Origin of the sequence: Streptomyces viridosporus (assembly GCF_002078235.1) — a bacterium.
In the GTDB taxonomy this organism is placed as follows: Bacteria; Actinomycetota; Actinomycetes; order Streptomycetales; family Streptomycetaceae; genus Streptomyces; species Streptomyces viridosporus.
In genome coordinates, this window is the sequence record NZ_MSGP01000042.1 from 1 (window position 1) to 12,084 (window position 12,084).

A 12,084-nucleotide genomic window follows, 5' to 3' on the forward strand; every position below is an offset into this window, starting at 1 on the left:
GCGTTGGTGACCAGCTCGGAGACCATGAGCAGGGCGACGTCGACGTCCTCGGCCACGCCCCAGGAGCGCAGGGTGCGCCGGGTGAAGCGGCGGGCGTGACCGACCGCCTGGGGCACCCGCCACACCGTCCAGCTCTCCCGCAGCGGGCGCGTGGTCATGCCGTCGTACCGCACGAGCAGCAGGGCGACGTCGTCGCTGCGCGGGGCGTTGCCGAGCAGGGCGTCCGCGACCGGCCCGAGGCGGGCGGGGTCGGCGGCGGACAGCTGCCGGGCGAGGCGGTCCATGCCCTCGTCGATGTCGGCCCCGGGGGACTCCACCAGGCCGTCCGTGGTCAGGGCGACCAGCGTGCCGGGCCGGAGCCCGATCGGGCTCATGGGGAAGTCGGCCCGGGCCGTCACACCGAGCGGTGGACCGCCCTCGGCCTCCGCGACCTCGGTGACGCCGTCCGGGCGACGCACCACCGGTGGCAGGTGTCCGGCGCGCACGCAGCGGGCCGAGCCCTCCTCCAGGTCGATGTCGACATAGCAACAGGTGGCGAAGAGGTCGGTCTCCATGTCCACGAGCAGCCGGTTGGCGTGGGACACCACCACGTCCGGGGGGTGCCCCTCGACGGCGTAGGCGCGCAGCGCGGTGCGCATCTGGCCCATGAGGGTGGCGGCGCCGGCGTTGTGGCCCTGGACGTCGCCGATGACGAGGGCGACGTGGTGGTCCGGCAGGGGGATCACGTCGTACCAGTCGCCGCCGAGCTCCAGACCGGCCGTGCTGGGCAGATAGCGGGCGACCGCGACCGCGCCGGGCAACCGGGGCAGGCGGCGCGGCAGCAGCTGGCGCTGGAGCATGCCGACCAGTTCGTGCTCGGCGTCGAAGGCGCGGGCCCGCGTCAGCGCCTGCCCGGCGAGTCCGGCGGCGGCGGTGAGCAGGGCGCGTTCGTCGGCGCCGAAGTCGTGCGGGGCGTCCCAGCCGATCAGGCAGGCGCCGGCCACGCGGTTCCCGGCGGGCAGCGGCAGTACGGCCAGTCCGCCCGGACCGACCTCGGCGAGGGCGGTCTCCAGCGGGGAACCGGCGGGCCAGACGCCTGCGCGTCCCTCGCGCAGCGCGGCGGCGAGGGTGGGCATGGTGCGCACGGGCGCGTCGGGCCACTCGCCGCGCCACTCCGCGCGCCACGGCTCCGGCCATGCCTCCGGCTCCGGCGGGTCGAGGACGGTGACGACGAGCCGGTCGTTCTCCAGCTCGGCGAGCGCGATCCGGTCGGCCCTGAGCGGCCGGCGCAGCGCGGCGACCACGGCCTTGCCGACGTCGCGGACGGTGACCGCGGTGGCCAGTGCGGCGGCGAGCCGCTGGACGCGGGCGACGTCCGTGCCGTCGGAACGCAGCGTGGAGGCGTCGGCGACGGAGCCCACGAGGCGGGCCGGGCGTCCCTCGCCGCCGGGTGCCAACCGGCCGCGCAGCCGCAACCACTTGGGCGGGCCGGCGGACCGCAGCACCCGGAACTCCAGTTCGCGCTCGCCGGTCGACATGTGGTCGGCCTCGACCACGGACAGCAGCGAGGGCAGGTCCTCCGGCACGGTCAGGCCCAGCAGCGTCTCCACCCGTCCGTCGAAGTCGTCCGGGTCGAGGCCGAACAGGTCCAGGATGTCCTCCCCCACCCGGACCCGGCCGGTGTCCATGGCGAGGCTGAAGGCGTCCGGCGGCAGGTCACCGCCGTCGGTGGCCCCGGGCGCCGCGGTGAAGGCGGCCCCGTCGGCGACGAGGTGGAGGCAGACCCGGCCGTCGGCGTCGAAGCCGCCGGGGCGCTCGCTCACCGCGAGCAGACAGCCGCCGTCGCGCAGGGGCAGGGCCGCCAGGAAGAAGTCACGGCTCGGTACGCGCCGCGACCGGGCCTGCGCGGCGAGGTCCTCCGGGCCGAGCCACACCGGCCGCCCGCCCCGGTGGGCCTCGGCCGCCGGGGAGCGTCCGGCGACGGGGTAGCTGTCGCGCACCCCGCACAGGGTCCTCGGCACCCCGACGGACTCCACGAGACACAGCAACTCGCCGTCCGCGCTGGGCGCGTAGACGGCGGCGAACGCGGCACCGGCGAAGACGAGGGCCTGTTCCAGGACCCTGCGCACCCGTTCGGGGGACTCCTGACCGGCCGCGATCGTCTTCAGGGCGTCCTGTGCGCGCAGCGCTCTCGTGCTGCGTCCCGCAGCGCCCTCACCGACCACGTTGGCCATTACAGCGCTTACGGGACCCCCGCGCAGCCCCTGTGAACGTTCCGGAGCCGCCCCGGGAGCGCGGGCGCCCGAAACGTGTCGAACACGCGCATGCGCGACACCCCGCGCCCCGTGACGCGCCCCCGCCGGCGCCGTCGCGGCGGCCGCGGCGCAGGAGGGGGCAGAGGGCGACGGAGGGGGCGCCGCCCCTCGGACGTACGAGCGCGCTCCCCGCCGCTCGCGGTGCGCGAAGACCGGCCCCCAGGGCCCGGCCCCACCACAGCCGAGTGGTGGGGCCGGGCCCTGGGGGCCGTGATGCTGAGGCGCCGTCAGTGGGTCGCGGCCGGACCGGTGCCGTACCCGGCGTCCTGGCCTGCCTCCTGGCCCGCCTCCTGGCCGGCGTCCGCACCGGCCTCCTCGCCCGTACCGACTTCCTCGCCCGTACCGGCCTCCTCGCCGCCGGCTTCCTGGCCTTCGGCCTCCTCGGCGCCGACGCCCGCGCCGGCGGCATCGAGGGTCGCGCCGACCGCCTGCAGGGCCGTGGTGACCGGCTGGAAGAACGTCACGCCGCCCACGGTGCAGTCGCCGCTGCCGCCCGAGGTCAGGCCGATGGCGAGGCCGTCCCGGGTGAACATCGAGCCGCCGCTGTCGCCGGGCTCGGCGCAGACATCGGTCTGGATGAGGCCGGTGACCGTGCCCTCCGGGTAGTTCACCGTGGCGTTCAGACCGAGCACCCGGCCGTCGGCGAGGCCGGTGGTGCTGCCCATCCGGAACACCTCCTGGCCGACGGTGGCCTCCGCGGCCCGGCTGATCTGAACGGTCTGGTCGCCGAGGTCGACCTCGCTCGGCGCCTGGGTCGCCGGGTCGTCGTACCGGACGAGCGCGAAGTCGCCCTGGCCCGGGAAGAGCGCCTGGTCGACGGTGGCGATCGGCTGTCCGCCCTGGCTGTCCGACCACCGGTCGCCCGCGAGGGCGCAGTGACCGGCGGTCAGGAAGGCCGGGGCGCCGTCGCCCGCGGTGACGTTGAAGCCGAGGGAGCAGCGCGAGCCGCCGGCGAAGATGGCGTCACCGCCGGAGGCGAACGTCTTGAAGGTGCCCGCGGACTTCTTGATGGTCGCCATGCCGGAGCCGAGGCGCCGCACGGTGGACTCCAGTCTGTCCCACTTGCCGCCGGTCACCGTGCTGTCGGCGGTGACCAGGATCTTGTTGGTGCGCGGGTCGACGGCCCACGAGGTGCCGGGGATGGTCGCCTGCTCCTGCAGCGTCTGCGCTCCGGCCTCCAGCTCGCCCATGCTGTTGTCGACCTCGCGGACGGCCGCGCCCGCCTTCTTGGCCTGCACGATCACGTTGTTGTTGTCGCCCGGTACGACGTTGACGACGAGCTGCTGCTTGTCGCCGTCGTAGTAGGAACCGGCGAACGCGTCACCGAGGAGCCCGGCGAGCTGCGAGGCGAGATCCGAGGCATCCGTCGCCTTCAGGGTCTTCGGCGCGGCCGCGGCGTCGTCCGACGCCCCGTCCTGCGACGCGTTGGCGTTCGGGAGAAGGATCGCGGCGGCTCCGAGTGCCACCACGCCGCCCGCCGCTATCGCGGCCTTGTGCTTCGGAATTCGCTTGTGACTCAAACTTCTCGACCTCCTGAGGGACCGGAGTCGTGCCGCCGTTCGGCGGCCGTGGGGGCGCCCGGATGGCTGTTGGTACGCACGCGCCGCGCGGGGCGTTCAATCCCGTCGTGGAAAGCTCCGTCGGCGGCGGTGAATCGCCGGCCCCACCACCGCTCCCCGAACTCCGCCCGCACGTACCGGTGTTGGGCGCGGACGGGCCGGGCGCGGTCCGCACATCCCCGAACCGGCACACTCCGCAACACCTCATGAACGGAGCGTCACGAACAGGAGCGGAATCCCGGCTTCAGCGAATCTGCACAGCGAATGCCCAGTCCGGTCACCGGAGTCCGGGTCCCTCCGCACGCCGCCGGGGCGGCCGCGCCCTTGGGACCGGTGTGCCGGATTCCGTCCCGAGGGGCGCAAGGGGCCGGATGAGCCGATGCGGTGGCGCATGTGAAGAAGTCGCCACCGAGCCGTGCCGCCGTCTGCACGCTTGGACCTCACTGGGGCACAAGTTGCCTGGTGAGGCGGTTGGTTGATTGGAGGCCCGCACCCGCCGCGTGCTTTGATCCATCGCACCGCAAGGCCGTTCCGGGCTCCCGGCGACGGGCGCTCGGCGCCCGCGGTCGCGGCCTTCGTCTGTCCCCAGAGGGGGCCGCTCCCCCTTGTGAAATATCCATACGAAGGGATGTTCCATCATGAACTCCACCCCCCAGGTCGAGACCGCCGAGATCTCCGACGCCGACCTCGACAACGTCTCCGGCGGTCTGTCCGTGAACGCCGTGAACACCCTCACGGGTGCGGTGGACGGCGTCGCCCCGGTCTCCGGCCTGGTCGACACGGCCGTCGGCACCGCCGAGGGCGTCACCGGCCTGAACACCGCCCCGGTCACGAACCTGGTCGCCGGTCTCTGATCGCACCCCGGTGCCCCTGGGTCCCGGAGCCGCTCCCCGGCTCCGGGACCCGGCGGTGCCGTCACTCCTCCGGCCGGCACCGGCCTGCGCGCCGGTTCGTGCGAGCCGGCCCGCACAGTACGTCGCAGAGTTCGCCGCAGGTGGGGGAAGACCCGTGCAGTTCCGCCAACAGGCCCTCACCAGGCTCCAGTCGCCGGAGGAGCTCGACCTCCCGGTGCGCTTCGCCCGGCCGCAGGGCTGGCTGGTGCTGTCCGTGACGGTGGTCGCCATGGCGGCGGCCTCGGTGTGGGCGGTAACCGGATCGGTGTCGTCCACGGTCGGCGCGCCCGCCGTCCTCACCCACGGGCAGGGCAGTTACGTCCTCCAGAGCCCCGTCTCCGGCCAGGTCACCGAGGTCCTCGCGGAACAGGGCGAGCGGCTCCCCGCCGACTCCCCCGTGCTGAAGGTCCGCACCGAGCGGGGCGACGCGGTCGTCCGCACCCTCGACGCGGGCCGGATCACCGCCCTCGCCGCCAGCGTCGGGCAGATCATCCGCACCGGCGCGGACGTCGCCGCCGTGGAGAAGGTCGCCGGCGCGAAGGACCCGCTGTACGCGACGGTGTACGTCCCCGCCGAGAGCGCCGCCGGCATCCCCGCGCACGCCTCCGTGGACCTCACCGTCCAGTCGGTGCCGAGCCAGGAGTACGGGGTGCTGCGCGGCAAGGTGAAGTCGGTCGACCGCTCGGCCCAGTCCCCCCGGCAGATCGCCGCGTTCCTCGGTGACAGCCAGTTGGGCGAGCAGTTCACGAAGAAGGGCAGGCCGGTGGCCGTCACGGTCGAACTGGAGAAGTCGTCCGCCACGAAGAGCGGTTACGCGTGGTCCTCGGCGGACGGTCCGCCGTTCCGGCTGACCTCGATGACCCTGGCCACGGGCTCCATCCGGCTGGCCGACCGGCGTCCCGTGGATTGGCTGCTGCCGTGACCACCGCCCAGGAGACCCGGGGCCGACGCCGCGCCGCGCCGCCCCGGCGCAAGGTGCCCGGAACCCGTGTGCGGGCCGTCCGCACGCCCACCGTGCTCCAGATGGAGGCCGTCGAGTGCGGCGCCGCCTCCCTGGCGATGGTGCTCGGCCACTACGGCCGCCACGTCCCGCTGGAGGAGCTGCGCATCGCCTGCGGCGTCTCCCGCGACGGCTCGCGCGCCAGCAACCTGCTGAAGGCGGCGCGCGGTTACGGCCTGACCGCCAAGGGCATGCAGATGGACCTGGCCGCGCTCGCCGGGGTGCGGGCGCCGGCCGTCCTCTTCTGGGAGTTCAACCACTACGTCGTCTACGACGGCATGGGCCGCCGGTTCGGCCGCCGCGGGGTGTTCGTCAACGACCCCGCCAAGGGCCGCCGGTTCGTGCCCCTGGAGGAGTTCGACGGCAGCTTCACCGGTGTCGTCCTGGTGATGGAGCCCGGCGAGGACTTCACCCGGGGCGGCCGCAGGCCCGGGGTCCTCGGCGCGATGCCGGCCCGTCTGCGCGGCACGGCCGGCACCCTGCCCGCCGTGGTGCTGTCGAGCCTGCTGCTGGTGGCGGTCGGCGCGGCGGTGCCCGGGCTGAGCCGCACCTTCATCGACGACTTCCTGATCGGCGGCCGGACCTCGACGCTGGACGTGCTGTTCGCCTCGATGGGCGCGTGCGTCCTGCTCACCCTGGTCCTGACCTGGCTCCAGCAGGCCAACCTGCTGCGCGGACGGCTCATTTCCTCCACGCTGTCCAGCGCCCGTTTCCTGCGCCACCTGCTGCGGCTGCCGGTGACGTTCTTCGCCCAGCGCAGCCCCGCCGACCTGGTGCAGCGGCTGCAGTCCAACGACGCCGTGGCCGAGACGCTGGCCCGCGACCTGTCGGCGGCGGGCGTGGACGCGGTGGTGGTCGTGCTGTACGCGGTGCTGTTGTACACGTACGACCCGCAGCTGACCTTCGTCGGCATCGGTGTGGCGCTGCTGAACATCGTGGCGATGCGGATCGTCGTCCGGCTGCGCGCCACCCGAACGGCGAAGCTGCGCGCGGACACCGCGCGGCTCACCAACACGGCGTACACCGGCCTGCAGTTGATCGAGACGATGAAGGCGACCGGCGGTGAGGACGGCTACTTCCGCAAGTGGGCCGGACAGCACGCCACCACGCTGGAGGAGCAGCAGCGGCTCGGGGTGCCGAGCGCCTGGCTGGGGATCGTCGCGCCGACGCTCGCCACCCTCAACAGCGCGCTGATCCTGTGGATCGGCGGGATGCGGGCGGTCGAGGGGCACATCTCGGTCGGTCTGCTGGTCGCCTTCCAGGCGCTGGTCACCCGGTTCACCGCCCCCCTCACCCGGCTGAACGGCGTGGCGGGCCGCATCCAGGACTTCGCGGCGGACGTGGCGCGGCTGAAGGACGTGGAGAACTTCCGGGCGGATCCGCTCTACGGCCGTCCCGGCGCCGGCGAGTCGACGCGCCGTCTGCACGGGCACGTCGAACTGCAGGACATCACCTTCGGCTACAACCCGCTCGACAAGCCGCTGCTGACCGGCTTCGACCTGACCGTCGGCCCGGGGCAGCAGGTGGCGCTGGTCGGCGGGTCCGGCAGCGGCAAGTCCACGGTGTCCCGGCTGATCTCGGGCCTGTACACACCGTGGGAGGGCGTGATCCGGATCGACGGGCGGCGCATCGAGGACATCCCGCGCGGGGCGCTGGCCGCCTCCGTCTCCTTCGTCGACCAGGACGTGTTCCTCTTCGAGGGCACGGTCCGCGACAACGTGGCGCTGTGGGACCCCTCGATCCCGGACGAGGCCGTGGTGGAGGCGCTGCGGGACGCGGCCCTGTACGACGTGATCACGCGCCGGCCGGGCGGCATCCACAGCCCGGTCGAGCAGGACGGCCGGAACTTCTCCGGCGGCCAGCGCCAGCGCCTGGAGATCGCGCGGGCGCTGGTGCGCCGGCCGAGCATCCTCGTCCTCGACGAGGTGACCAGCGCGCTGGACGCCGAGACCGAGCTGGTCGTGATGGACAACCTGCGCCGGCGCGGCTGCGCCTGCGTGGTGATCGCGCACCGGCTGAGCACGGTCCGCGACAGCGACGAGATCGTCGTCCTCGACCACGGCACGGTCGTGGAGCGCGGACGGCACGAGCACCTGGTGGCGCGCGGTGGGGCGTACGCCGCCCTGGTCAGGGAGCGGTGAGGTGACGGCCGTTCACGAAGGGCACGGGGGCGACCTCGTGCTGGGCGCGCTCGGTTCGCTGGGCACGCCGATCGACTGCGCCGGGTTCAGCCGCCTGGACCTGGAGGGTCCGCAGGTGCTGTGGCTGGTCGTGTCCGGCGCGGTGGACCTGTTCGCGGTCGACGCGGAACAGCAGGGCCACTGGCACCACCTGGGCCGGCTGGAGGCGGGTTCGCTGGTGCTCGGTCCGGTGGCCGGCCCGCGCCACACGCTGGTGGCCCGTCCGCTGCGGGACTGCGTGGTGCACCGCATCGGCCTGCGGGAGCTGTACCAGCCGGCGAGCACCCAGACCTGGTCCTACGACGAGTACGGCACCCCGCAGTACGTCCCGCCGACCACGAGCCCGCTGGAGTACGCCCTCGCCCTGGGCGTGGGCCGCGGCCTGTCGGTCCTGTTCCAGGCGCCGATGGCCGCCGAGCGGGCCGCGGTGCACGGGGGCGCCCCCGTGCGAGCGGGTGCGAGCGCGGGGGACGACGACGACGTCTTCTGGATGCAGGTCCCGCCGGGCAGTGTGCAGTACGGCTCGCTGTACGGCGCCGAGGCCGCGGCCGACCTGCTGGTGGACCCGTCGCTGTGGCAGGGCATGGTCGACCAGCAGTACCGGCTGACGACCGCGCTGGACCGGTGGATCGAGCAGCTGGAGCAGACCCACGAGACGCGCACGGCCGAGGGCATCAAGGCCGGTGAGGCGGTGCGCGCCCAGGCCGACCGGGCCCTGCTCGCCTCCCTCGGGGAGCGGTCGGGGCAGCGGACGACGGCGGCCGACGCGGACGCCACGTACGCGGCCTGCAGGCTGGTCGCCCGGGCGGCCGGGATCACGCTCGCCGAGCCCGCGCAGTCGGGCACCGGCGGCGACCGCCTCGATCCGGTCGAGCGGATCGCCCTGGCCTCGCGCGTCCGCACCCGGGCGGTGCGGCTGGACGGCCGCTGGTGGCGGGACGACATCGGGCCGCTGGTCGGCCATCGGGCCCTGTCCGGCGCCCCGGTGGCGCTGCTGTGGCGGCGCGGCGGCTATGTGGCGGTGCATCCCGCGACCGGCCGGGAGACGCCGGTGGAGAAGGCCAACGCCGAGGAGTTCGAGCCGCGCGCGGTGATGTTCTACCGCCCGCTGCCCGAGCGGCGTCCGAGCCCGCTGCGGCTGCTGCGGTTCTGCATGTCGGGCACCGGCGGCGATCTGGGCGGGCTGCTGCTCAGCGGTCTGGTGACCGTGGCGATCGGGGCCCTCGTGCCCGTCGCGACCGGCAAGGTGCTCGGCGAGTTCGTGCCGAGGGCGCAGACCGATCCGATCGTGCAGATGTGTCTCGCGGTGATCATCGGCAGTGTGGTGGCCGCCGCCTTCATGCTGATGCAGAACCTGACGCTGCTGCGGCTGGAGGGCCGGGTGGAGGCGACGCTCCAGCCGGCGGTGTGGGACAGGCTGCTGCGGCTGCCGACGACGTTCTTCACCGAGCGGTCCACCGGTGAGCTGGCGAGCGCCGCCATGGGCATCAGCGCGATCCGCCGGCTGCTGGCCGGGGTGGGTCCCACGGTGGCCCAGTCGGTCACCGTGGGCGCGGTGAACCTGGGGCTGCTGCTGTGGTTCAGCGTGCCGATGGCGCTGGCCGCGATCGGGATGCTCACCGTCGTCACGGGGGTGTTCCTGGGGCTCGGGCTGTGGCAGGTGCGCTGGCAGCGGCGCCTGGTGGTGCTCACCAACAAGCTGAACAACCAGGCCTTCCAGACCCTGCGCGGTCTGCCGAAACTGCGGGTCGCGGCGGCCGAGAACTACGCCTACGCCGCCTGGGCGTCCGAGTTCGCCCGCAGCCGGGAGCTCCAGCAGAAGGCCGGCCGGATCAAGAACCTGACGGCGGTGCTGGGCGCGGTCTACCTGCCGCTGTGCACACTGGCGATGTTCATGCTGCTCGCGGGGCCGGCGCGCGGCTCGATGACGGCGGCCGAGTTCCTCGCCTTCAACACGTCGGTGACGATGGTGCTGACCTCGGTCACCCAGCTGACCGGCGCGTTCGTCTCAGCGGTGGCCGCGCTGCCGCTGTTCGAGCAGATCAGGCCGGTGCTGGACGCCACGCCCGAGGTGCGCGCGGCGAGCACCCGGCCGGGCCCGCTGTCCGGGGCGGTCGAGGCGCGGCGGCTGTCCTTCCGCTACTCCGACGACGGTCCCCTGGTCCTCGACGACGTGTCCTTCGAGGTGCGCCCGGGCGAGTTCGTGGCGATCGTCGGCCCGAGCGGCTGCGGCAAGTCCACGCTGCTGCGGCTGCTCATCGGCTTCGACAAACCCCTGTCCGGCAGTGTGCTGTACGACGGCCAGGACCTGGCCGCCCTCGACCGGTCGGCGGTGCGCCGCCAGTGCGGGGTGGTGCTCCAGCACGCCCAGCCCTTCACCGGCTCCCTCCTGGACGTCATCTGCGGCACCGAGCCGTACACACCGGAGGAGGCGATGGCGGCAGCGGAGATGGCGGGGCTCGCCGAGGACATCAAGCGCATGCCGATGGGGCTGCACACCATCGTCTCGGGCAGCGGCTCGGTCTCCGGGGGCCAGCGGCAGCGGCTGATGATCGCCCAGGCGCTGATCCGCCGTCCGCGGATCCTCTTCTTCGACGAGGCGACCAGCGCCCTGGACAACGAGACGCAGCGCACGGTGATCGAGAGCACCAAGGCGCTGCGGGCGACCCGGATCGTCATCGCGCACCGGCTGTCGACGGTGCTGGACGCGGACCGGGTCGTGGTGATGGAGGACGGCAAGGTGGTGCAGCAGGGCCCGCCCGCGCACCTGCTCGCCGACACCGGCGGGCGGCTCCACGAGCTGGTGCGGCGGCAGATGGCGTGACGGGCGGGCTCAGGCGCCCAGGCCCGGGACGGGCGCGCCGGAGGGCACACCGGCCGTGACGTAGGCCGCGTAGAGCTCCTTCCAGGGCGCCTCGGCGCCCGCGTGCGGCCCGTCGAACCGCTCGCCCCGGGCCCGCGCGTCCAGCGCGGCCAGGCACACCTCCCAGCCGGCGCCGTTGCGGGCGGCGGTGTTCTCGGCGCCGAGGACGTTGGTGAGGGTGAAGCGGGTCCGCTCCTCCTCCAGTTCCTCCAGGTCGAAGTGGAGCTCGTCGCCGTCCCAGGTGAAGGACAGGTGGCGGGGCGGGTGCACGGCGACGACCCGGCCGGTGGAGTCCTCCAGGTGGGGGTCGCCGGTGAAGGTGACGGTGCCTCCGGGGCGCAGGTCGACCTCTGCGCGGGAGGGGAACCAGCGGGCCAGCTCGTCCGGCTCGGTGACGAACCGCCAGACGCGGTCGACCGGGTGGTCGTAGACGCGGCTGAAGCGGACGGCCGGGCGGCCGTCGTCCAGGGTGAGGAAGGTGCCGGTGCGTTCGGCGGTCATGGGGATCAGTCCTTCGGTGCGCAGGGCTCGGCGGTGTCCGGCGGCTCGTCCAGCCGGTGGCCCAGCGCGTCCAGGCTGTCGTTCCACAGCTTGCGGTAGGGGGCCAGCCAGGCGTCGAGCGCGGCGATGGGCGCGGGGTCCAGGGCGTAGACGCGGCGCTGCGCGTCCTGCCGCACCCGGACCAGACCCGTCTCGCGGAGCACCTTCAGGTGCTTGGAGGTGCTCGGCTGGCTCAGACCGCACGCGCGGACGATCTCACCCACGGGCCGGGGCCGCTCGAGGAGCAGCGCGATGATGGCCCGCCGGTGCGGATCGGCGAGGGCGGCCCAGAGGGCGGCGTCGGACATGCATTCAATATGCCTCTTCGGTTATATGCCTGTCAAGGAATGGACCATGTCAACGGAAGGTTACCGTTCGGTCACGTATGGGCATGTCTTCGCCGTCCGCCGCCGTCCGTCCGTTGGTCCGCGCGGCGAGTGGGTACCCACGGGCCATGCGAACCAGCGTGGTGGATGTCGGATCGAAGACCGTCAGACTCGTCGTGGCGGACGCGGAGGACGGGGTGCCGCTGCCGGTGCACACGGCCAAGTGGCCGATCCGGCTGTCCGAGCAGGTCACGCCGGGGGCCCCGATACCGGACGAGGCCGTGGAGCGACTGGTCGCCGCCGTCGCGGCGGCGGACCGCACCGCCACGCGGTGGGGCGCGTCCGGTCCTCTGGCGTTCGCGACGGCCGTGGTGCGCGGCGCGCCGAACCGGCAGGAGGTGCTGCGCGCCGTCCGGACCCGGACGGGCA

At 73.8% G+C, this 12,084-nt stretch carries 9 protein-coding genes; 5 read left to right on the forward strand and 4 right to left on the reverse strand.

The genetic code is table 11. The features are described 5' to 3' along the window. Together B7L92_RS02970 and B7L92_RS02975 are read right to left on the reverse strand one after the other, a co-directional pair. Positions 1-2,213 (reverse strand): SpoIIE family protein phosphatase (locus B7L92_RS02970; RefSeq protein ID WP_081235940.1); only part of this gene is annotated, 2,213 nt, incomplete at its 3' end. A 308-nt stretch (positions 2,214-2,521) separates the two neighbouring features. Next, on the reverse strand, positions 2,522-3,814 hold the full coding sequence (locus tag B7L92_RS02975; RefSeq protein WP_081235941.1) for a S1 family peptidase: 1,293 nt from the start codon (positions 3,812-3,814) through the stop codon (positions 2,522-2,524). Between the two features lie 677 nt (positions 3,815-4,491). On the opposite strand from B7L92_RS02975, the gene B7L92_RS02980 reads away from it, so the two are divergent. The 4 genes from B7L92_RS02980 (at position 4,492) to B7L92_RS02995 (ending at position 10,750) form a co-directional block, all read left to right on the forward strand. Then, entirely contained in the window at positions 4,492-4,707 is a 216-nt protein-coding gene (locus tag B7L92_RS02980; RefSeq protein ID WP_081235942.1) for a hypothetical protein, read from the forward strand. 154 nt (positions 4,708-4,861) lie between these two features. Further along, positions 4,862-5,668, forward strand: coding sequence for an HlyD family efflux transporter periplasmic adaptor subunit (locus tag B7L92_RS02985; protein WP_081235943.1), 807 nt, complete (start codon positions 4,862-4,864; stop codon positions 5,666-5,668). Further along, positions 5,665-7,887 carry an NHLP family bacteriocin export ABC transporter peptidase/permease/ATPase subunit gene (locus tag B7L92_RS02990; RefSeq protein ID WP_081235944.1) on the forward strand — a complete coding sequence of 741 codons (2,223 nt, stop codon included), beginning with the start codon at positions 5,665-5,667 and terminating at the stop codon, positions 7,885-7,887. Before B7L92_RS02985 ends, B7L92_RS02990 begins: the two co-directional genes overlap by 4 nt. 1 nt (position 7,888) lies before the next feature. Then, positions 7,889-10,750, forward strand: coding sequence for an NHLP bacteriocin export ABC transporter permease/ATPase subunit (locus B7L92_RS02995; RefSeq protein ID WP_081235945.1), 2,862 nt, complete (start codon positions 7,889-7,891; stop codon positions 10,748-10,750). A gap of 9 nt (positions 10,751-10,759) precedes the next feature. On the opposite strand, the gene B7L92_RS03000 is transcribed toward B7L92_RS02995, so the two are convergent. Next, positions 10,760-11,290 (reverse strand): SRPBCC family protein, encoded by a 531-nt coding sequence (locus tag B7L92_RS03000; protein ID WP_081235946.1) that lies wholly within the window; start codon positions 11,288-11,290, stop codon positions 10,760-10,762. A 5-nt stretch (positions 11,291-11,295) separates the two neighbouring features. Next, positions 11,296-11,637: an ArsR/SmtB family transcription factor gene (locus B7L92_RS03005; RefSeq protein WP_081235947.1), complete on the reverse strand. Its 342-nt coding sequence runs from the start codon at positions 11,635-11,637 to the stop codon at positions 11,296-11,298. A 146-nt stretch (positions 11,638-11,783) separates the two neighbouring features. On the opposite strand from B7L92_RS03005, the gene B7L92_RS03010 reads away from it, so the two are divergent. Continuing rightward, positions 11,784-12,084 (forward strand): Ppx/GppA phosphatase family protein (locus B7L92_RS03010; RefSeq protein ID WP_438363936.1); only part of this gene is annotated, 301 nt, incomplete at its 3' end.